Here is a 21,043-nt window from a genome sequence, read left to right as displayed (position 1 = left end):
GGGCCACGCCGGGCCAACCGGCGGGCCTTCCTTGAGGGAGTCGAACGCATGCTTCGTCGCACCGTCCTGGCCGGGCTGCCCATGGCCCTGGCTTCGCCCCGACTTAGGGCCCAGACCAGCTATCCCAACCGCACCATCACCCTGATCGCCGCCGGTGCCGCCGGCGGGCCGACGGATACCATCACCCGCATCGTGGCCGACAATATGGGGCGCCATGTGGGGCAATCCGTCGTCGTGGAGTCGATCGGCGGCTCCATCGTCGGGCCGCAGCGCCTCGCGACCTCGCGGCCCGACGGCTACACGCTGATGATCAACAATATCGGCATGGCGGCGAGCGCCACGCTCTACCGCCGCATGCCCTACGACGTGCTGACGAGCTTCGCGCCGCTCGGCCTTGTCTCCGACGCCGCGATGACGGTGATCACGCGGCGCGACTTCCCGGCCGAGGACCTGCGCGGCGTCATGGCGGTCCTGGCGCGCGAGGGCGACCGCATCAACCTCGCCACCGCGGGCCTCGGCTCGGCCGCCAATCTCTGCGGGCTGCTGGTGCAGAGCGCGGCGGGCGCCAAGGCGACGGTGGTGGTGTTCCGCGGCACCGCGCCCGCCATCGCGGAACTCATGGCCGGGCGCATCGACATGATCTGCGACCAGGCGACGAACACCGTCCCCTATATCCGCGACGGCCGCGTGCTGGTGCATGGCGTCAGCAGCCCCGAGCGCCTGCCCGGCCTGCCGGAAACGCCGACGGCCGCCGAGGCGGGCTTCCCGGGCATCGCGATGTCCACCTGGCACGGCCTCTACGCGCCGGCCGGCACGCCGGAGCCGATCCAGGAATTCCTCTCCGAGGCGCTGCGCGCGACCCTGCGCGAGGAGCGCCTGCGCCAGCGCTTCGCGGAACTGCTGACGGCCCCGGCCACGGAGGAGCGCGCCAGCCTCGACTTCCACCGCCGCTTCCTGCCGGAGGAGGTGGAGCGCTGGCGCCCGATCATCCAGGCCGCGGGCGCCTACGCCGACTGATCAGCGCGGCCGGCCGGGCCCCGGGCCGGGGCCGCTGCCGAAGCCGCCACTGCCGAAGCCACCGCTGGACGGGACGAAGCCGCTCGGCGGCGCGAAATCGCCCGGCCCGCCCGCCGACGGCGCGTCCGGCCCGCCGCGCCCGCGCTCGCCGCGACCTGGGCGCGCAGTGCCAGGGGGCGCATCGCGCCGGGACATGATGCCACCGGCGGCACCGCCGGGGGCCAGGCCGCCCCGCCCCGGCATCGGCGCGATCTCCCCGCGCCACGCCCCCGGGAACCCGCCACCCGGTGCCATCCGGGCGTCGAAGCCGGAGGCGCCGAGCCGGCCATCCGCCCCGCGGGTGATTTCCATGACGCCCCGCCGCGCCCCGAACGGGGCCATGCCGGAGGGAGCCGAGAAGGTGAGCGCCGGGCCCAGCGCCATCGTCCCGGCGCCCAGGCTCACATAGCCCTCGTAGAGGAAGCGGCCGTAGCCGGGGCCGAACCAGACGGAGGGGTCGCGCAGCAGCATGTCGGGCTCGACGGAGCCCGGCACCAGGACGCCATTCTCGAGGGTGCCGGTGGCGATCACCGGGCCGGGATCGGGCAGCAGCAGCGCGTTGGAGGGGCGGATCGGCAGGTTGCCCACGGCCAGGACGCCGTCCCGCCGATTCAGCTCCCCATGCACCACGACGCGCGCGGCTGCGCCGGGCGGGCGCGGGTCGATACGGGTGGCGGCGATGCTGCCATCCGGCGCGCGCAGGCCACTGACCAGCACCGGGTCGCCCACGCGCCAGCCCGTGCCGCCCGGTGTTCCGGCGGGCACGGTCACGCGCTGGCCCGCCACCTTCAGCGCCCCGGCCTCCACCGCCTCGACCGGGCCGGAGACCTCGTAGCGCACGGCGAGGCTCCGCGCCCGATAGGCGCCGCCGCGATCGGCCGCGGAAACCGCCACGACCTGGCCCACGCGCAGGCCTGAAGGCGGCCCCGCCACCTCGCCGAAGGTGACGGGGAGCGCCGGGTCGTAGGCCACGTGCAGCCCGTTCACGCAGATGCTGGCGAAGCCCGTCACCACGCCCACGATGCCGGTGCCGCCGATGCCGCGATCCTCCTCGGCCACGCGGATGCCGGTGCCCCCGATCCCCCGGTCGTCCGAGGCCGTCTCCACCGGCGGCCCGCCATCGGGGCCGATGCGGCACGGGCGCGGCGCGGCGGGCGCGGCCGGCGGCGGTGCCTCGGCCGCGCAGGCCGCGACCAGCAAGGCCAAGGCGGCAGGAAGGGCGCGGCTCAAGGCGCCTCGGCCTCGCCATAGAGGTAGATGCCGAGGTTGAGGCGGCGCGTGGCGGCCCCCTCGGCAGCTTCGCCCGCCTCGTCGAGCAGTTCCAGCGCGAGCCTATTGAGGTCCACCAGCAGTTGCTGCGCCGCGACGCGCCCGGCTGCCTCCAGCTTCGCCGCGACCTCCGGCGGCAGGCGGTCGTAGTGCAGGCTGCGCTCGAGGAAGGGCGCGGCGCCGGCGGCCGTGATGTTGGCGACGGCGGCGGCCATGTGGTCGTGCAGGTTGCGCGCGAAGTAGAAGAGCTGCGCCTCCCGCCCCTCGCGCGGGACGAAGGCCTGCACGTTCAGGTGCACCTTCTCGTCGGCGCCCAGCGTGGCGATTCCCTGGGCCAGCCAGTTGTCGAGCACCGTGCGGGGGCGCAGGTCCGTGGTGACGGAAGCGACCAGCGCGTCGAAATCGGCGCGGGAGAGGGGCAGGGGGTCGCCCGCCTCGTCCGTGTAGTCCGCCAGGCCCAGCCAGCGGGCGATGAGCTGGCTGTTCAGCGTCACCACCGCCGGCACGGCGGCATCGGCGGGGGCGTCTTCCTCCCGCAGGCGCCGCAGCTCCTTGCGGTGCACGCCGGTCAGCAGCGAGAGGCGGCTGTCGGTGGGCGGGCGGCCGCCGGTGGGGAAATCCTGGGCCGCGGTCTCGACATAAAGGCCCCGCAGCATGTCCGCGAGGATCGGGAAGGTCACGCCCGAGCGGATCAGCAGCCGCACGAGCGGCCGCAAGGGCCGGCGCAGGGCTCGGAGCAGCTCGCTGGCCGGCGGCGCGGAGTCGGGGGAGGCGGGTTCGTCCGTCACGGGCCAGGCTCTTAGCACGGCTCGATTGTGGGAAAAATACCCACTCGATGGTTTACGTGGGAAATTCTCCCACGTATATCGTCCGGGTCACCAAGACGGAGTCTCGCCTTGACCCACCAAGCCGCCTTCGCCCGGGCGGAGCGTCCGCTCTGGACGCTCACCATGCAGGCGACGGAAGCGCCGGCCCCTGCAGCCGGCACGCCGGACGAGCTGGCCCTGCGCCTGCTGCGCCACCACACCAAGAACACGCTGCAGCGCATCCTCTCGGAGATCGTCCTGCTGGACGGCTCGCGCCTCTCCCTCGAAGGCGGCCGCCTGCTGCGCGACCTGGAGAAGCGCATCATGCTGAGCGCAGCCATCTCGGATGCGCTCTTCGGCATGACGGGCGCGCCCCGCCCGATGGCCGACCGGCTGCGGGCGCTGGCCAAGGCCGGTGCCGACCTGCTGTCCGACCCTGACCAGATCGTCCGCATCGACGTCACGGTGGATGGCGAATGCCCCTCCCACCTGCGCGAGACCGTGATGCGCGCGAGCCACGAGATGATCGGCAACGCCGTGAAGCATGGGCTGCACGAGCGCATGCTGGGCCGCATCCGCCTCCACCTCGCCAGCACGCACCGCGAGACGCGCCTGACGGTCGAGGATGACGGGTGGGGGTTCGCGGGCGTCCATGACGGGGGCGAGGGGCTGGGCCTGGCCCAGGCCCTGGCCGAGCAGCATGGCGGGCGCAGCAGCATCGCGCGCATCGCGGGCGGAACCCGGGCCGAGATGGTGCTGCCCCACCGCCCCGGCGCATCTTTGGCTTGAATCCGGCGGGCGCTTGAGGCGAGGCTCCCTGACAAAACAGGGAGGAATTCATGTCTCATGTCGCTCGCCGGGCCCTGCTCGGCGCGGCTGCCGCGTGCGCCGCCATCGGCCGCGGCGCCCAGGCCCAGGCGAATTGGCCCGAAAAGCCCTGGCGGGTTCTCGTCGGCGGCGCCCCCGGCGGGGCGAGCGACATCTTCATGCGCATCCTGGAGCCGAGCCTGCGCGAGAGCCTCGCGCACGGCTTCTGGCTGGACAACCGGCCCGGCGCGGGCGGCATGCTGGCCGCCGAGATCTGCGGCCAGGCGCCGGCCGATGGCTACAACTTCCTGGTGAACCACATCGCGAGCAACGGCATCGGCCCGCATCTGCACCGCCGCGCCGGCGGCGGTTTCGAGCCGAACCGGGACCTGACGGGCGTGGCCCGCATCGCGACCATGCCCAACTGCATGATCGTGCTGCCCACCCGCGGCTTCCGCACGGTGGCGGACCTCGTGGCCTTCGCGAAGGCCAACCCGCAGCGGGCGAGCTTCGGATCGGCCGGCGTGGGTACTTCCTCGCATCTCAGCGGCGTGCTCTTCGGCCAGCGCATGGGGCTGGACCTGACGCATGTGCCCTATCGCGGCACGGCACCGAACATGCAGGCGGTGCTGAACGGGGAGATCCTTTTCGCCATCGACAACGCGCCGGCCTCCGCCCAGCAGGTGCGGGCGGGGATGCTGACGGCCCTGGCCGTCAGCTCGGCGCAGCGCTGGTCGCAATTCCCCGAGGTGCCGACGATGCAGGAATCCGGCGTCCCTGATTTCGACGTCTCCTCCTGGTACGGGCTCGCCGCGCCCGCCGCGACGCCGCGCCCCATCGTGGAGAAGCTGGGCGGCGCCATCCTGCGCGCGCTGGCCGACCCGGCCGTGGTGCAGCGTCTGCACCAGTTCGGCGCCGATCCCTGGCCGCTGAACCCGGCCGACTACCAGGCCTTCATGCTGGGCGAGGAGCGGAAATGGGGCCCCGTGGTGCAGGCGGCGGGCGTTTCCACGAATTGAGCCGCGCCCGGCGTGGATTGTGGGATTTTGCTGCGTTGCGTGATCGGCTCTTGCCGTCGCGCGGATTGGATCGGACAATTCCGGCAAAACGGAGGTCCGATCCATGCCCGATACCCTTATGCCGAGCCCGGCCCGCGAGTACGACGCCATCATCATCGGCGCCGGCTTCTCGGGCCTCTACCAGCTTCACGCGCTGCGGGACCGTCTCGGGCTCAAGGTGCGGGTGCTGGAGGCGGCGGAGGGCATCGGCGGCACGTGGTACTGGAACCGCTATCCCGGGGCGCGCTGCGATTCCGAGAGCCATTCCTACTGCTACACCTTCTCCGACGAGTTGCTGTCCGAATGGCAGTGGTCCGAGCGCTATCCGGAGCATCCGGAGATCCGCCGCTACCTCAACTTCGTCGCCGACCGGCTGGACCTGAAGCGCGACATCCAGCTCTCCACCCGCGTCCAGGGCGCCAGCTTCGACGCGGCGTCCAGCCGCTGGACCATCCGGACCGAGGGCGGCGAGGTGTTCTCGGCGCAGTTCCTCATCACCGCGATCGGCTGCCTTTCCTCGGCGAACGTGCCGAAGATCCCGGGGCTCGAGGAGTTCAGGGGGGACTGGTACCACACCGGCGAATGGCCGCATGAGGGCGTGGATTTCACCGGCAAGCGCGTGGGGCAGATCGGCACCGGCTCCACGGGCATCCAGGCTGCGCCCGTCATTGCCTCGCAAGCGGGGCATCTCACGGTATTCCAGCGCACGCCCAACTACAGCGTGCCCGCGCAGAACGGCCCGCTCTCCGAGGAGTTCAAGGAGGAGCTGAAGCGCAGCTACGACGAGATCAAGCGCATCATGCGCTCCAACACCAACGGACATCCCTTCACCATCCAGGACCGCTCCGTCTTCGACCTGACGCCGGAGCAGCGGACCGAGGTCTACGAGAAGGCCTGGCAGAAGGGCGGGCTGCAGTTCCGCGCCAATTTCCGGGACATCCTCACCAGCGTCGAGGCGAACGACACGGCGGCGGAGTTCATCAAGGGAAAGATCCGCAGCATCGTGAAGGACCCCGCCACGGCCGATAAGCTCGCCAATATCGACCATCCCTACGCGGCCAAGCGCCCGCCCATCGACAGCTTCTACTTCGAGACCTTCAACCGCGAGAACGTCAGCCTCGAGGACATCCGCGCCGATCCCATCGACCGCATCACGCCGGACGGCATCCGGCTGAGGAGCGGCAAGGAGATCAAGCTCGACATCATCGTCTTCGCCACCGGCTTCGACGCGATGACCGGGCCCTTCCTGCGCATGGACATCCGCGGCCGCGACGGGCTGACGCTGGCCGAGGCCTGGGAAGCCGGGCCACGCACCTATCTCGGCCTCGGCGTGCCGGGCTTCCCGAACCTCTTCACCGTGACGGGGCCGGGCAGCCCCTCCGTGCTCTGCAACATGCCGGTCGCGATCGAGCAGCATGTGGACTGGATCACGGCGGCCATCGCGAAGATGCGCGCCGACGGCATCGCGACCATCGAGGCGACGGAGGAGGCGACGGCGGACTGGGTGGCGGAGGGCAACCGCGCGGCGGAGGCCACGCTGCTGCCGCAGGCCTCGAGCTCCTGGTATCTGGGCGCCAACGTGCCGGGCAAGCCGCGCGTCTTCATGCCCTATGCGGGCGGCATGGCGCATTACCGCGGCATCTGCGACGAGGTGGCCGCCAAGGGCTACAAGGGCTTCGATCTGGCGCCCGCGATGGCTTCCGCCAAGTAGGCCTGGCGTCCGATCCGGCGAATCAGCCGCTCAGCCTTTGGGGCGGGCCTGGCCGCCGAGCAGCAGGTTGAGCAGGATCGCGCCGAAGGTCGCGGTGCCGATCCCGCCCAGGGCGAAGTCGCCGAAGCGGAGCGTGAAGTCGCCCGTTCCGAGCACCAGCGCGATGGCGACCGTCATGAGGTTCGCGGGCTGGGTGAAGTCCACCCGGTTCTCCACCCAGATCCGCGCGCCCGCGATGGTGATCAGGCCGAAGACCACGATGGAGACGCCGCCCATCACCGCGAGCGGGATGGACTGGATCAGCGCGCCGAACTTCGGCGAGAAGCCGAGCACGACCGCGACCACGGCCGCCACCACGAAGACCGCGGTCGAATAGACCCGCGTGGCGGCCATGACGCCGATATTCTCGGCATAGGTCGTGACCCCTGTGCCGCCGGAGGCGCCGGCCAGCATGGTTGCCAAGCCGTCGCCCACGAAGGCGCGCCCCATATGCGGGTCCATGTCGCGGCCCGTCATGGCGGCCACGGCCTTCAGGTGTCCCAGGTTCTCCGCGACCAGCACGATGGCGACCGGCGCGATGAGCAGCATCGCGGGGCCGGAGAAGACGGGCGCGGCGAAGCCCGGCATGCCGAACCAGGCAGCGGCCGCGACCGGGCCGAAATCCATCGGCGTTCCGAAGCCCAGGCCATTGGTCAGCACGGCGTAGATGATGCTCGCCAGGATCAGCCCGACCAGGATGAGCAGGCGCTGCACCATGCCGCGCGTTCTCACCGCGACCAGCGCCAGCACCAGGAAGGTCATGGCCTGCATCCAGGCGTCGAAGCCCGTGGGCGCCATGTTCTTCACCGGGATCGCCGCGAGGTTGAGCCCGATGACCGCGACGACCGCCCCGGTCACGGCCGGCGGCATCAGCCGCTCGATCCAGCCCGTGCCGGTGGCCATGACGATGAAGCCGATCAGCGCGTAGAGCGCGCCGCAGGCGATGATGCCGCCGAGCGCCACGCCGAGATTGGCGTTCGGCCCGCTACCGGCATAGCCCGTGGCGGCCAGCACCACCGCGATGAAGGCGAAGGAGGAGCCGAGGTAGCTCGGCACCTTGCCGCGCGTGATGACGAAGAAGAGCAGCGTGCCGATGCCGCTCATCAGGATGGCGATATTGGCGTCGAAGCCCATCAGCCGCGGCGCCAGGACCGTGGCCCCGAACATCGCCACGACATGCTGCAGGCCGAGGGCGGCTGTCTGCCCCCAGGGCAGGCGCTCGTCTGGCGCGATCGCGGCGCCGTCGGTCAGCTTGCGTTCGGTCCAATGGAACATGTTGGCCTCTCAGACCTGAAGGTAGCGCGCCTGGATGTCCGGCTCGGCGCGGAACTGCTCGACGGTGCCGCGCCAGACGATCGTGCCCTTGTCGATCACCGCGACGCGAGTCGCCACTCCCAGGCAGAAACGGCTGTTCTGCTCGGCCAGGACGATGGTGGTGCCCATCTCCCGCAGGCGGCGGATGAGGCGGCCGATCTCCTGCACGATGAGCGGCGCGAGGCCCTCTGACGGCTCGTCCAGCAGCAGTACCGAGGGGTTGCCCATCAGGCTGCGGGCGATGACGAGCATCTGCTGCTCGCCGCCCGAGAGGCGGCCCGCCATGCGCTTGCGCAGCGGCGCCAGCATGGGGAATTCCTCGAAGGCGCGCGCGCGCGTCCAGCCGCCGGCGCCGGGGCCCTCGCGCTCGGCGATCTCGAGGTTCTCCTCGACGCTGTGCTCGGGGAAGACCTGGCGGTCCTCGGGCACGAAGCCGATGCCCGCGCGCGCGATGCGATAGGGCTTGCGGCCCGCCAGATCCTCGCCGCGGACCAGAACCCGGCCCGCGCGCGGGGGCAGGAGGCCCGCGATGGCCTTGAAGGTACTGCTCTTGCCCGCACCGTTGCGGCCCATGAGCGCCAGCGTCTCGCCGCGCTCCACCTCCAGCGAGACGCCGAAGAGCACCTGGCTCGCGCCATAGGCGGCATCGAGGCCTTCCACCGCGAGCTCCGCGCTCATGCCGGCCGGCCTTCCGGCTGACCCGTCAGGAGTCTTTGCTGGGCGCGCAGCCGCCACGCCAGCCCCGCGCGCGTCACAGCGCGTGCTCCGCGCCGAGATAGGCCTCGATCACGGCCGGGTCCCGGCGGATCTCCTCGGGTGTTCCTTGCGCGAGCACGGCGCCGTAGCGCAGCACGCGCACCGACTGCGCGATGCGGAAGACGATATCCATGTCGTGCTCGATGAAGACCAGCGTGATGCCCCGCGCCTCCCAGAGCCGGTGCACACGCTCGATCATGCGCCAGCGCTCGTCCGGGCCCATGCCGGCGGTGGGCTCGTCCAGCAGCAGCACCTTGGGGTCGAGCGCCAGGGCCAGCGCAATGTCCAGCAGCTTCTGGTCGCCATGCGAGAGGTGGCGGGATTCGGTGCGGGCGAGGGGGGTCAGGCCGCAAAGCTCCATCACCTCGGCCGCGCGGTCGCGCACGTCGGGCGGCGGGAAGGCGCCGAGCAGGCTCGCGCTGCGCCCGTCATGGGCCATGAGTGCCGCGGCCAGCGCCTCGGCGACCGGAAAGCTTGGGAAGAGGTTGGCCACCTGGAAGGCGCGCCCGATGCCGCGCCGCACGATCTCGCGCCGGTCGAGGCCCGTGATCTCCGCGCCATCCAGCAGCACCTGGCCGGAGGTGACGGGCAGCTTGCCGGTGATGAGGTGGAACAGCGTCGTCTTGCCCGCGCCGTTCGGCCCGATGATGGCCGAGAGCGTCCCCGGCTCGAAGGCGAGCGAGACATCGTCGGTGGCCACCACGCCGCCGAAGGCCTTGCGGAGATTCCGGAGCTCGAGCTGTCCGCCCTTCATCCGGCATTGCCCCGCGCGGGCGGCACGCCGCCATAGGTGATCCAGGAGGGCGCGACCAGCCAGCCCGCATCGACCGGCAGGTCGATGCCGGTGATGACGCGCGCGGCGTCGGAGGCGAGGAAGCAGGCGGCCTCGGCGATGTCCTCGGGCGTGACCATGCAGCCCAGCGCGCTCGTCTCCTCGAGCAGGCGCGGGTCGCGCTCGCCCGCCGCGATGGCCGCCCCCATGGCGGGCGTCATGGTGAAGCCCGGCGAAATGGAGTTCACCCGTACGCCCGAGCGTCCCCATTCGCCCGCAAGGCAGCGCGTGATCTCGATCACCGCGGCCTTGGCCGGCGCATAGGCATGCAGCGGCAGCCCGCGCGAGCCGGAGATGGAGGCGATGGTGACGATGGAGCCGCGCCCGCGCCGCGCCATGCGCGCCCCGAAGGCGACGGCCGAGAGGTAGGTGCCGATCTGGTCGATATCCACCACGCGGCGGATATCCGCTTCCGGCAGGTCCTCCGCGCGGAGCGGCCGCTGCAGCACGCCGGCCGAGGTGACGAGGATCTCGACCGGGCCCAGCGCCGCCTCGATCTCGGCGGCGGCGGCCTCGTTGGCCGCCTGGGTCGCGACGTCGAGCATGAGCGCGAGGCCGCCGATCTCCTTCGCCAGCTCCTGCGCGCGGGGCAGGTCGCGGTCCGTCACGGCCACCTTGGCGCCGCGCGCGGCCAGCATGCGGCAGCAGGCGGCGCCGATGCCGCTCGCCCCGCCCGTCACCACCGCGACCTTGCCTGCGAAGCTCATGAGGGTGCTCCCTTTCTCTCGCGCCAGCGTTCCATGATGTAGTCCAGCAGCCCCTTGCGGAGGCCGAGCACGAGCAGCAGGAGGATGCTGCCCATGAAGAGGCCGTGATGCTCGGTCAGCGCCGTGATGCGGTCGTTCAGCAGCAGGAAGATCGCGGTGCCGGCGAGGGGGCCGAGGAAGCTCGTCACGCCGCCCAGCATGATCATGAAGATCGCCTCGCCCGAGGTGGTCCAGAAGGCGAAGGTCGGGAAGGCGCCGGAGACGTAGAGGCTCATCAGCACGCCCGCGAGCCCGGCGAAGGTCCCGGCGATGACGAAGGAGGCGAGCCGGTAGCGGAACACGGACAGCCCCACGAAGGCCGCGCGGTCCGGATTGTCGCGCAGCATGCGCAGCGCGGCCCCGAAGGGCGAGCGCGTGATCTGCCGCAGCGCCACCAGCGAGGCCAGCAGGCAGCCCACGCCGAAGCCCGCGAGATGCGCGGGCTTCGCGAGGTCGATGCCCAGGAAGACCGGCTTCGGGATGCCGCCCATCAGCCCCTGGTCGCCGCCCGTGAGCCCGATCCAGGAGAGGATCACGGAGTGCAGCAGCATCTGGAAGGCCAGCGTCAGGAAGGCGAAGTAGATCTCGGACAGCCGCACGCAGAGCGCGCCGATGACGAGCGCCAGCAGCGCGGTGGCCACCAGCGCAGCCAGCATGGCGGCGGGGATGCTCCATTGCCCCGTCTGCATCAGCAGCCCGAAGGTATAGGCGCCCATGGCGAAATAGGCGGCATGCCCGAAGGAGACGAGCCCCGTCGTGCCGATCAGCAGGTTGAGCGACATGGCCAGAAGGCCGAAGGTCGCGAAGCGGATGGCGAAGTCCAGCAGCGCGGGAGAGCGCGCGCCGAAGGTCTCGAGCGCCAGGAATGCCGCCAGGACGAGGAGCGCGAGGCCGGTGTCGCGCAGCCAGCCCGGCTTCACGATCCCCGCTTCCCACCGAGGCCGCTCGGCTTCAGCAGCAGCACCAGCGCCATGATGGCGAACATCGCGCCCTCGACGAAGAGCGGAAAGCCGATGGAGCCGAAGGAGCGCGTGAAGCCCAGGATGAGCGAGGCCGCGAGCGCCCCGCCCACCGAGCCCATGCCCCCGATGACGGTGACGATGAAGCTCTCGATCAGGATGGACACGCCCGCGCCGGGCACCACCGAGCGGATCGGCGCCGAGAGCGCGCCCGCCGCGCCGGCCAGCGCCGCGCCCAACGCGAAGACGGCGGCATAGACCACGGTGGTGTTGATGCCGAGCGCACCCACCATGCCCGGGTTGATCGCCGCCGCGCGCACGATGCGCCCGAAGCGCGTATGCCCCATGCCCCAGGCGAGGCCCGCCGCGATCAGCGCCGTGATGCCGAAAAGGATGGCGTAGAAGTAGGGCACCAGCCCGCCGCCGATGATGAAGGGCGGTTGCCGGAATTCGTCCGGCACCCCCATGCTCAGGAAGTCGCCGCCCCAGACGATCTTCACCACGTCATCGAGGATGAGGATGACGCCGTAGCAGACGAGGAGCTGCATCAGCACGTCCTGCCCATAGATGCGCGCGAGCAGGAAGCGCTCGAACAGCAGGCCGAGGAGGGCGACGCCGATGGTGCCGACGGCGGCCGCCACCCAGAAGCTGCCGCTCACCTGATAGGCGCTCAGCGCGAAATAGGCGCCCATCATGTAGAGGGAGCCATGGGCGAAGTTCACGATGCCCAGCACGCCGAAGATGAGCGTCAGCCCCGAGGCGACGAGGAAGAGCAGCATGCCGATCGTCAGCCCCGCCGCCGTCTGCGTCACGAGGCAGGAGACGGTGGCGAGGCAGTCGGCGAGTTCGGTGAGCTCCACTAATTCCAGCCCTTGGACCGCTTCCACTCCTGCTCATGCTGGAAGATCGTGTCCCAGGTCGCGGACTGCATGCCCTCCACGAAGGGGTCGCGCGGGATGGTGACCCCCCAGCCGATGGCGTAGCCCACCAGCGTCTGGTCCTCGGCGCGCATGGTCACCCGGCCGTCGGCGCCGAAGGGGCTGTCCATCACCATGCCCTTGAGCTTGGCCGCGACGCCGCGCGGGTCCGTGCCGCCCTGGTCGCGCAGCGCCTTCATCAGCAGCCGCGCGCCGGTGGAGGCCTGCCAGGCCCAGTTGGTCGGGAAGGTGTTGTATTTCTGGTTGTACTCGGTGGCGAAGGCCAGGTTCTCCGGCCGGTCCGGGAAGTTCTTCAGGTAGCGGTTCCCCGAATGCACGCCGCGCGGCAGGTTCCGGATCTGCTGCAGCGTCGTGTAGTCGGCCATGTTCACGGCGAAGACGGTCGCCTGGTTGAAGAGGCCGAAGATCGAGGCCTGCTCGGTGAAGGTCACGAGGTCGCCGGCCCAGAGGCAGGAGTAGATGGCCTGCGGCCGCCCCTGCGAGAGGCGCGTGATGTTCTCGGTGTAGTCGGGCTGGAAAAGGCGCGGCCAGGTGTCGCCGATGACCTGCATCTCCGGATAGAAATGCTTCGCGTATTCGACGAACTCGGCGGTGGTGTCGCGGCCGTAGGCGTAGTCGGGCGAGACCGTCATCCAGCGGCGCAGGTTGCGGGCCTTGGCGATGTTCGCCGCATAGGCGCCGCCCGCGATGGAATCATGGATGCCCATGCGCGCCACGCGGAAGGCATTCCAGAAGCGTTGGCGCGGATCGGCGGTGAGCGAGGAGGTCTCGGAGTTGAGGTGCAGCGTGACGGTGCCCGTCTCGCGCACCACCTCATGCACGGCGAAGCCGCCGGAGGAGGGCTCGCCATCCAGCAGGAACTCGCAGCCGTCGCTGCTGATCATCTCGCGCGCCAGGCGCGCGGCCTCGGCCGGCGTGCCGCGGCTGTCGCGGATCACCATCTCGATGGGGCGGCCGTCGAGCCCGCCTTCGGAATTGAAGCGCTCGACCTCCATCATCACGGCGTTGCGCGAGGAGATGCCGAGCTGCGCGACGCGCCCCGAGAGCACCGTCGGCATGCCGACCTTGATGGGCTGGCGCGGCTGCGTGAAGCCGAGATAGGGAAAGCCCGTGACCGCGACCGCGCTGGCCGCGCCGAGCAGGCTGCGCCTGTTGAGCGACATGAAATCCCTCCGCCTTCTTGTCATTGCGCCGGTGTTCCGGCCGCTTTCCTGGACGTGGCGACGGTAGGTGTCGCGTCGAAGGACTGTCAATCGAGCCGGTGCGTTGTTCTACGCGGCGCGCAGCACCGTCGCGCGCGCGGCGTCGTGCGGCAGCGGCAGGCGGTGACGGCGGCGATAGTCCTGCGCGAAGGCGCGGCGTTCCAGCGCCTCGCATTCGTCGAGCCAGCGCATGAGCCGCCGCTCGGCGCGCATGCTGCTGCCCGTCTGCCGGCGGAAGGCGCGCCAGGCGATCATCGCGTTCACCGACCATACGTCATAGGCGTGTTCCTGGATGCGCTGGCGGATGGCGGGCGGCAGTGCGTCGAAGGCGGCCCAGTCGTCGCCGGTCCATCGGCGCCATCTTCCCTCGCGCGCGGTGACGGCGTTGGCGGGCAGGTTCGGAGCGGACATTATTACGTAATAACATAACATTCTGGCCTGGCAATCCGTGGGGTCTGTCTGCCTGCACGCGGGCCCGATAGGATCGCCGGAAATTCGGGAGAAACGATCCATGGTCCAGGCTCCGCGCCGCGCGTTGATGGCGGCCACCGCCGCCGCGCTGTCATCGCCCGCGATCCTGCGCGCACAGGATCTCTCCGCGCGTCCCATCACGCTCATCGTGCCCTCGCCAGCGGGCGGCGGCACCGACTACAGCGCCCGGCTGGTGGCCGAGCCGCTAGGGCGCGCGCTCGGCACCTCCATGGTTGTGGAGAACCGCACGGGCGGGAACGACGTCGTGGGGCTGACGGCGGTGCTGAATGCGCGGCCCGACGGGCACACGCTGCTCTGCGGATATTGCGGGACCATGGCGGGTCGCGCGGCCGCGGGCGGCCTCGGCGCGATCGTGCCGATGCGCGACTTCGTGCCGGTGGGCCAGATCACCGATACGCCGCAGCTTTTCGTCACGCATCCCTCGGTTCCGGTGGCGAACCTGCGCGAGTTCATCGACTACGCGAAGGCGCGGCCCGGCGAGATCACCTATGCCTCCGCCGGCGTCGGCTCCATGCATCACATGGGGGCGGAGCTGCTGAAGATCCGCGCGGGGATCGACATGCTTCACGTCCCCTATCGCGGCACGGGCGAGACGACGCGCGATCTCATTGCCGGGCGCGTGCAGTTCTACATGAATTCGCCGCCGCCGCTGACGCCGCTGGTGCGGGACGGGCGGCTGCGCGCGCTCTGCACCAGCGGGAACGAGCGGCATCCGGGGCTTGCGGACATCCCCTCGGCCGGGGAGCAGGGCTATCCCGACATGCCGCTGAACGTCTGGTTCTCCATCTACGCGCCGCGCGGCACGCCGGAGGGCGTCACGCGGCTCATCGGCGCCAAGCTCGGCGAGGTGCTGGCGGACCCCGCGCTGCGGCGCCGCGCCTTCGAGGCCGGCGCTCTGGTCGCGCCGCTGGGGCCGGAGGCGATGGCGGCGCGCCTGGAGCGCGAGACGGCCGGCTGGGCCGAGGTGGTGCGCGCGGCGAATATCAGCGCGGGCTAGAGGGACCGCTGAGCGCCGAGCAGATGGCGGCAGGCACCGCGCCGAGGAGCCCCCATGGCAGCGCCCAGGGGCTGTGGATGTAGCCCATCCAGGCGGTGGTGGTGAGCGGCAGGAAGGCGGCCACAAAGCCGAAGGCCGCGCTCCAGCCGGGGCGCCATCTCGTGCCGCGCTTGGCGAGGAGATGGTCGAAGCCCGCCGCCAGCAGGGCGGGCAGAAGGCCCACCCAATAGGCGACCGGCAACAGGACGAGCTGGCCCCATTCGATGCGGCCAGCCCCTCCCGCCGCCAGGTTCAGCAGCGGAAGCAGCCCCCAGAAGCCGACGAGAAAGCCCAGCGGAGGGCCAAGCAGGGCGAAGATCAGGAAGCGGCGCACCCGCTATCTTTGGGCGCGCTCGGCATGCTTGCCCATGGTGTTGTAGGGCGCATAGGGCGGGAACTCGCCGACGGCGACCATGTCCACCTCGACGAGCGTGGGCCCGTCCACCTCCAGCGCCTTCTTCACGGTGCTGCCGAAATCCTCGGCGCGGCTGACCTTGAAGTGCGGCAGGCCGGCGAGCGCGGCGAGCTGGCCGAGGTCGGGTCCCCGCAGGTCGTCGCCGAAGCGGCGGCCGTCTACTACCGCGTCCTGGATGTGGCGGATGACGCCGTAGCCCTTGTCGTTCATCACGATGGTGCAGAGGCGCGCGCGCTCCTGCACCGCGGTCCAGAGCTCGGTCATGTTCATGGCGAAGCCGCCATCGCCGACCATCGCGACCGTCTTGCGCGTGCTGCCTCCCTCTGCCGCGCCCATGGCCGCGCCAATCCCCAGCGGCAGTCCCGGGCCGATGGCCGCGCCCACGGGGTGCACGGCGTCGTGCGGGCCATAGACCTCGAAGACGCGGTTGCCCCAGGTGGAGTTGCTGATGGTGATGTCCCGCACCCAGAGCGCGTCGCGCGGCATGGCGGCGCGGATCTGCGCGGGGAAGGTGGCATAGGGGCCGAGGGTGGCGAGGTACTCCTCGTTCGCCTGGCGCTTGGCCTCGCGGAAATCGGCCGCGAAGCCCGGGTCGACCTGGATCCTGCCCTTGAGCCGCTTCGCCAGCCCCTGTGCCACCAATTGCGCGTCGCCCTGCAGGAAGTAGGCGTTGGGATAGGTGCGGCCGTTGGCGGCGGCATCCACGTCCACATGGATCAGGTTGCGCGGCAGCTTGATGGAGAAGTCCATCGTCTCGTGCCCGCGCAGGCGCGAGCCGAGGACGACCATCGCATCCACGCCCTCATAGAAGGACTGGATGCGCGGCGAGCCGTTGCCGTGCAGCGCGCCGAAGCTCATCGCATGGTCCTCGGGCACGATGCCGCGGCCGTTCCACGACGAGACGGCGCCGAAGCCGAGCTCCAGCAGCGCCAGCGCGCCGTCGCGCGCGCCGCGCGCGCCATTGCCGAGCCAGAGCATCGGGCGCTTCGACCTGGCGAGGATCTCCGCCACCTCGTCCAGCGCGGCCTCGGCGGGGGGCAGGGCGGGCGGCACGGGCAGGACCAGGCTGTCCAGTTCCGCCGGGCGGGGGATGGCCACGCGCTGCAGGTCGATGGGGATTTCCACCGAGACGGGACCGCGCGGCGGGGTCAGCGCCTCGGCGGCCGCGCGCGTCAGCACGCCCAGCGCCTCGCCGGCCGAGCGCACGCGGTATGCCGCCTTGCCCGACGCGGCGAGGATCGCCGTCTGGCCCGGCACGTCGTGCACGGTGCCCATGTCGCGGTCCACGAACTTCGTCGCCGTCTGCCCCGTGATGTGCAGCACGGGCGAGGCCGCGAAGCGTGCCTCCACCAGCCCGCCGATGCTGTTCGCCATGCCCGGCCCCGTGCTGGTGAAGAGCACGCCGAGCCCGTTGGTCACGCGGGCATAGGCGTCCGCCATGTGGGCGCCGCCCATCTCGCCGCGGCACATCACGTAGCGGATGGCGTTGCGGCGGCCGATCGCGTCCAGCATGGGCACGTTGTGCACCGAGACGATTCCGAACGCCGTGGTCACGCCGATGCGCGACAGGAATTCGGCGACGAGATCGCCCACGGTGTACTGGCTTGCGGACATTGCTTCCTCCGATGCGGTTACGCGCATCGTGGCACGCCGCGCGCGATCCGCCACCCCTTGTACGGACGCATTTCGGTTGACCCGACTCCGTATCGTTCTGTTCCGATGCATGCATTGGGTTGGGGGTTCGGAATGCGGAAGACCATCATGGCGGGGGCCGTGATGCTCGCGGTGTCCGGTGCGGGCGCGCATGCGCAGTCGATCGACGATCTGCGCCGCCAGATGCAGTTGATCCAGCGGCGCATCAACCAGCTCGAGGCCGATCAGCGCCGAGCCGAGCAAGGACGCGTGGAGGCCGAGGCCGCCGCCCGCCGCGCCCAGCAGGAAGCGGAGGCCGCCAACGCGCGCGCCGCCCGCGCCGAGGCTTCCGTCGCCGCACTCCCGGCCGCCACCACGCAGCTCGCCAGCACGGATACCCGGCCGCCGCCGACCGATGGCAGCTTCCGCATCCCGGGCACCAACACCACCGTCCGGCTCTACGGTTTCGCCAAGCTCAGCATGACGGGCGACATCGGGCCGCGGAACCGCTCGGACGTCATCACCGCGCAATCCATTCCGCTCAGCCATGGCGCGGGGGGCGCCGTCTCGCCGGGCGACTTCGCGGCGACCGCCCGGCGCTCCCGCTTCGGCGTCGAGACGCGGACCGAGACGGGAAGCTGGGTGGGCGAGATCCACACGCATCTCGAGATCGACCTCGCGGGCCAGACCAACGACCTCACCACCCAGGCGACGTCCAACTCCTACACGCCGCGCCTGCGGAAGTTCTATGGCGAGTTCGGCCAGATCGATCGCTGGGGCAGCATCCTCGCCGGCCAAAACGACTCGCTCTGGAACGATGCGGGCCTCTTGCCCTTCCAGTGGCTGAGCGACTGGACCTATCTCGGCACCAGCGCCGTCCGGCAGGCGCAGCTGCGCTACAGCTACCGCTTCGCGCCGCAATGGACCGCGTCCGTCGCCATCGAGAACAGCTACAGCGACGTCACGACCGCGAGCGGCGTGAGCTATCCCGACGCCAATGGCGGCGCGGGCTTCGGCTTCAGCCGCACGCCGGATTTCACGGCCCGCCTGCTGGCCCAGGGCGACTGGGGCCTCGCCGCCTTGCGCGGCGTGCTGCGGCCCGAGATCGCCATCGACAACCACGGCGCCGCCAACCCGGCCGACCGCTACACGCGCTCCACCACCGGCTGGGGCATCGGCTTCACCGGCGCGCTGAACCTCTTCGACAAGCGCCTCGTCCTCTCCACCGCGCTGACCTATGGCGACGGCATCGGGCGCTACCTGGACTCGACCTCCTCCGGCCTCAGCGCCGTCTCCACCGCGGGGCAGGTCAGGACCGACCAGGCACGCATCGACACGGTGCGCGTCGCCTCGGCCATGCTGGGCGCCACCTGGTTCATCCTGCCGAACCTGAAGGCCAATGTCTCCGGCGGCATCGCCGAGCTGGACTATCCCGACTACGTCTCGCGCTTCCTGGCCTCCGGCTCCTGCTCGGGCTCGGTCTGCAACACGCTGAACCGGCGCATCTACGCCGGCACGGCGGCGCTGATCTGGAGCCCCTGGCGCAGCATCGACCTCGGCATCGAGTACCAGCATGTTGAGCGCGTGCTGCTGAGCCGCAACGCGGACGGGACGCGCGGCGGCAAGGCGGACCGTTTCCAGGGCTCGGTGATCTTCCGCTTCTGAGCTATGCCGGCAGGCATGGCAGAGGTCGAATCCGCGCCCGGGCGCTGGTGGCGGCGAGGCATGTGGAATGGCGCGCTGATGGCCGCCATCGCCCTGGCCGCGATCCTGGCGCTGAACCACCAGGAGCTTCCAGGCCTCGGCCGCATCCTGGCCGACTTCCCCTCCGCCTTCGCGGTCTCCGCCGCCATCCATATCCCGCAGATCTTCATGACCGGCCTCGCCTGGCGGGTGCTGATCCCGCCCGCGCAGCGGCCCGGCATCGGCGCCATGGCCCGGCTGCGCTGGTATCGCGAGGCCGCGCACGCCCTGCTGCCGGCGGGCGCCATCCTGGGCCAGGTCGCCGCCGCGCGGCTGCTGGCCATGCGCGGCGTCGGCGCGCGCATCGCGGGCGCGACCGCGACCGTGGACGTGACCATGGAGACCGTCTCGCAGCTCTTCTTCACGCTGACGGGAATCGGGCTGCTGCTGCTCGGCCGCGATAGCCAGGGGATGACGGGGCTGGCGCTGGGCGGGCTCGGCATGGCGTGCCTGGGCGCCGGGGCGCTCATCGCCCTCAGCCGCCGCCTGCCGCTCGGCTGGATGGAGCGCATCCTGGCCCGGCTGGCCCGCCGCTGGCCCGCCATCCGGCCCGAGGCGGTGCGCGAGGTGCAGGACGCGATCCTGGAATTGCACGAGCGGCGCGGCGCCCTCCTGGCGGCCATGGCCTGGCACACCATCTCCTGGGTGCTGGGGGCCGTGGAGATCGCGCTGGTGCTGGGGCTGATGGGCCATCCCGTCTCGCTGGCCGATGCCATCGTGATCGAGGCGCTGGCCCAGGCGCTGCGCAACCTCGGCATCCTGCTGCCCGGGGCCTTCGCGGTGCAGGAGGGGGCGATCATCGGCGCCGCCGCCCTGGTGGGGGTGCCGCCCGGCGCCGCCCTGGCCGCGGCGCTGGTTCGCAGGGCCCGGGAGGTCGCGTTCAGCCTGCCCGGGCTGCTCGCTTGGCACCGGGCCGAGATCGGGTCTATGCGGGTGGATCGACCCGCCACGGCGGGCAAGGAGAGTGCATGACTGCGAAGACCGTGAGTGGGAAGATGGCGAACCCGACCAGCTTCATGGACCTGGTGCGGCTGGTTCCCAGCGGCGGGCCCGCGATCTGCAACGTCTCCGTCACCAACATGTGCAACGCGACCTGCGACTTCTGCAATTTCGCGCACCACAAGGGCTTCGTGACGCACCGCTCCTGGCTGGACGCGGCGAAGTTCGAGGATTCCATGACCATCATGAAGGAGAAGGCGAACGTCCGCTTCGTCACCTTCATGGGCGGCGAGCCGCTGCTGCACCCCAAGATCGTGGAGATGGCCACCAAGGCGACCGAGATGGGCATCCAGCCCACCCTCGTCACCAACGGCTGGAACCTGCCGCAGAAGATCGAGGCGCTGGGGACCACCGGCATCACCACGCTCTTCATCTCGATCGACAGCGACGACGAGAAGCTGCACGAGGAGAATCGCGGGCTGAAGGGCGTGTGCGACCGTATCCGGGCCAGCACCAAGCGCCTGAAGGAGCTGGGCATCGCGCCCATCGCCTCCGTCGCGATGACGCGGCTGGTGCGGGACTACAAGGCGCTCGGCCACTTCCTGCGGGAGCTGGGGTTCGAGGCCGTCACCTTCTCCTACCCCCGCAAGGCGGCGCTGGGCTCATCCTCGCTGGTCTATTCCGAGGACAGCGAGCTGGTGGACATGAGCCGCGAGGAGCTGATCGCGGCCTTCGACGGCGCGCAATCGGTCCGCGAGATCATTCCCGTGCACAACCCGCGCGAGGGAATCGCCGACATGCGCCGGCGCCTGACGGGCGAGGGCGAGCGCTTCATCTGCCATGCCGGGTACAAGTACTTCTACCTGGACTGGAACTACGACCTGTGGCGCTGTGAGGACTGGAAGGCGCCCATCTCCTCCGTCTGGGACTTCTCGCCGGACAAGGTGATGCGGGAGATCTGCCAGTCCTGCACGACGGATTGCTACCGCGACGCCAGCATCATGCTGCACTTCTCGGTCTCGCTGGGCGACAGCTTCGCGCGGCTGCGGGAAGGGAAGGTGGGGGCGGCGCTGAAGAGCCTGGCCGACCGGCGGAACCTGGGGTCGATCGGCGCGATCATGGGGCATGGGAAGCGGCTGAAGAATTTGGCGGGGGCCGGGTAAGAGGCTGGCCGGGATCCTCTCTAAGCTCTTGTCGGTGTTGTTTGTCGGTAAATCGGGAGTATTTTGGGCGGAGTTGAAATTCTTCCGCCCATATTTTCTTGTTCATCTCAATTGCGCCCCAAGGTTCGGG

General features: G+C 70.7%; 20 protein-coding genes. 8 read left to right on the top strand and 12 right to left on the bottom strand.

The genetic code is table 11. The annotated features are described in order from the left end of the window. Positions 1 to 48: 48 nt before the first annotated feature. Positions 49 to 1,017 (top strand): tripartite tricarboxylate transporter substrate-binding protein, encoded by a 969-nt coding sequence (locus tag WJM96_RS09560; protein ID WP_424812247.1) that lies wholly within the window; start codon positions 49 to 51, stop codon positions 1,015 to 1,017. Here WJM96_RS09560 and WJM96_RS09555 read toward each other — a convergent pair whose 3' ends face one another. Together WJM96_RS09555 and WJM96_RS09550 are read right to left on the bottom strand one after the other, a co-directional pair. Beyond that, on the bottom strand, positions 1,018 to 2,286 hold the full coding sequence (locus WJM96_RS09555) for a DUF5666 domain-containing protein (protein WP_424812246.1): 1,269 nt from the start codon (positions 2,284 to 2,286) through the stop codon (positions 1,018 to 1,020). After that, the gene (locus WJM96_RS09550) at positions 2,283 to 3,113 is read right to left on the bottom strand and encodes a DUF6502 family protein (RefSeq protein ID WP_424812245.1); all 831 of its coding nucleotides are present in this window, start codon (positions 3,111 to 3,113) and stop codon (positions 2,283 to 2,285) included. Before WJM96_RS09550 ends, WJM96_RS09555 begins: the two co-directional genes overlap by 4 nt. A gap of 108 nt (positions 3,114 to 3,221) precedes the next feature. On the opposite strand from WJM96_RS09550, the gene WJM96_RS09545 reads away from it, so the two are divergent. The 3 genes from WJM96_RS09545 (at position 3,222) to WJM96_RS09535 (ending at position 6,707) form a co-directional block, all read left to right on the top strand. Next, positions 3,222 to 3,920, top strand: coding sequence for an ATP-binding protein (locus WJM96_RS09545; RefSeq protein WP_424812244.1), 699 nt, complete (start codon positions 3,222 to 3,224; stop codon positions 3,918 to 3,920). Positions 3,921 to 3,970: 50 nt separating this feature from the next. Continuing rightward, a complete protein-coding gene (locus WJM96_RS09540; RefSeq protein WP_424812243.1) occupies positions 3,971 to 4,957 on the top strand; it encodes a Bug family tripartite tricarboxylate transporter substrate binding protein in 987 nt (328 codons plus the stop codon). 103 nt (positions 4,958 to 5,060) lie between these two features. After that, complete coding sequence (locus tag WJM96_RS09535) at positions 5,061 to 6,707, top strand: flavin-containing monooxygenase (protein ID WP_424812242.1); 1,647 nt, start codon at positions 5,061 to 5,063, stop codon at positions 6,705 to 6,707. Between the two features lie 30 nt (positions 6,708 to 6,737). Here WJM96_RS09535 and WJM96_RS09530 read toward each other — a convergent pair whose 3' ends face one another. The 8 genes from WJM96_RS09530 to WJM96_RS09495 all read right to left on the bottom strand — a co-directional run bounded on the left by WJM96_RS09530 (position 6,738) and on the right by WJM96_RS09495 (position 13,904). Continuing rightward, the gene (locus tag WJM96_RS09530; protein ID WP_424812241.1) at positions 6,738 to 8,021 is read right to left on the bottom strand and encodes a solute carrier family 23 protein; all 1,284 of its coding nucleotides are present in this window, start codon (positions 8,019 to 8,021) and stop codon (positions 6,738 to 6,740) included. 9 nt (positions 8,022 to 8,030) lie between these two features. Then, on the bottom strand, positions 8,031 to 8,738 hold the full coding sequence (locus WJM96_RS09525; protein WP_424812240.1) for an ABC transporter ATP-binding protein: 708 nt from the start codon (positions 8,736 to 8,738) through the stop codon (positions 8,031 to 8,033). Between the two features lie 73 nt (positions 8,739 to 8,811). Then, positions 8,812 to 9,570, bottom strand: a complete 759-nt coding sequence (locus WJM96_RS09520; protein ID WP_424812239.1) for an ABC transporter ATP-binding protein — start codon at positions 9,568 to 9,570, stop codon at positions 8,812 to 8,814. Next, complete coding sequence (locus tag WJM96_RS09515) at positions 9,567 to 10,355, bottom strand: SDR family NAD(P)-dependent oxidoreductase (RefSeq protein ID WP_424812238.1); 789 nt, start codon at positions 10,353 to 10,355, stop codon at positions 9,567 to 9,569. The genes WJM96_RS09520 and WJM96_RS09515 overlap by 4 nt, the downstream gene beginning before the upstream one ends. Further along, positions 10,352 to 11,314 (bottom strand): branched-chain amino acid ABC transporter permease, encoded by a 963-nt coding sequence (locus tag WJM96_RS09510; RefSeq protein WP_424812237.1) that lies wholly within the window; start codon positions 11,312 to 11,314, stop codon positions 10,352 to 10,354. The genes WJM96_RS09515 and WJM96_RS09510 overlap by 4 nt, the downstream gene beginning before the upstream one ends. Continuing rightward, positions 11,311 to 12,213 (bottom strand): branched-chain amino acid ABC transporter permease, encoded by a 903-nt coding sequence (locus WJM96_RS09505; protein WP_424812236.1) that lies wholly within the window; start codon positions 12,211 to 12,213, stop codon positions 11,311 to 11,313. Before WJM96_RS09505 ends, WJM96_RS09510 begins: the two co-directional genes overlap by 4 nt. Continuing rightward, entirely contained in the window at positions 12,213 to 13,454 is a 1,242-nt protein-coding gene (locus WJM96_RS09500; RefSeq protein ID WP_424812235.1) for an ABC transporter substrate-binding protein, read from the bottom strand. The genes WJM96_RS09505 and WJM96_RS09500 overlap by 1 nt, the downstream gene beginning before the upstream one ends. Positions 13,455 to 13,562: 108 nt before the next feature. Then, entirely contained in the window at positions 13,563 to 13,904 is a 342-nt protein-coding gene (locus WJM96_RS09495; protein ID WP_424812234.1) for a DUF6525 family protein, read from the bottom strand. A 100-nt stretch (positions 13,905 to 14,004) separates the two neighbouring features. On the opposite strand from WJM96_RS09495, the gene WJM96_RS09490 reads away from it, so the two are divergent. Beyond that, positions 14,005 to 14,982 carry a Bug family tripartite tricarboxylate transporter substrate binding protein gene (locus WJM96_RS09490; RefSeq protein ID WP_424812233.1) on the top strand — a complete coding sequence of 326 codons (978 nt, stop codon included), beginning with the start codon at positions 14,005 to 14,007 and terminating at the stop codon, positions 14,980 to 14,982. Here WJM96_RS09490 and WJM96_RS09485 read toward each other — a convergent pair. Next, positions 14,969 to 15,355 (bottom strand): hypothetical protein, encoded by a 387-nt coding sequence (locus WJM96_RS09485; RefSeq protein ID WP_424812232.1) that lies wholly within the window; start codon positions 15,353 to 15,355, stop codon positions 14,969 to 14,971. The two genes, WJM96_RS09490 and WJM96_RS09485, sit on opposite strands and share 14 nt — an antisense overlap. A gap of 3 nt (positions 15,356 to 15,358) precedes the next feature. Next, a complete protein-coding gene (locus WJM96_RS09480; RefSeq protein ID WP_424812231.1) occupies positions 15,359 to 17,050 on the bottom strand; it encodes a thiamine pyrophosphate-binding protein in 1,692 nt (563 codons plus the stop codon). Positions 17,051 to 17,182: 132 nt separating this feature from the next. Between WJM96_RS09480 and WJM96_RS09475 the strand changes: the two genes are divergently transcribed. From WJM96_RS09475 to WJM96_RS09465, 3 genes are read left to right on the top strand one after another with little or no spacing between them, the layout of a single operon-like run. Next, entirely contained in the window at positions 17,183 to 18,733 is a 1,551-nt protein-coding gene (locus tag WJM96_RS09475; protein ID WP_424812230.1) for a porin, read from the top strand. 15 nt (positions 18,734 to 18,748) lie between these two features. Further along, positions 18,749 to 19,783, top strand: a complete 1,035-nt coding sequence (locus tag WJM96_RS09470) for a lysylphosphatidylglycerol synthase domain-containing protein (protein WP_424812229.1) — start codon at positions 18,749 to 18,751, stop codon at positions 19,781 to 19,783. Further along, the gene (locus tag WJM96_RS09465) at positions 19,780 to 20,913 is read left to right on the top strand and encodes a radical SAM protein (protein WP_424812228.1); all 1,134 of its coding nucleotides are present in this window, start codon (positions 19,780 to 19,782) and stop codon (positions 20,911 to 20,913) included. The genes WJM96_RS09470 and WJM96_RS09465 overlap by 4 nt, the downstream gene beginning before the upstream one ends. Positions 20,914 to 21,043 lie beyond the last annotated feature (130 nt).

This window comes from Roseococcus sp. YIM B11640 (genome assembly GCF_049727625.1).
Taxonomy (GTDB): Bacteria; Pseudomonadota; Alphaproteobacteria; order Acetobacterales; family Acetobacteraceae; genus Roseococcus.
The sequence above is the reverse complement of the archived record's forward strand: the minus strand, read 5'-3'. Positions and strand labels throughout refer to the sequence as shown.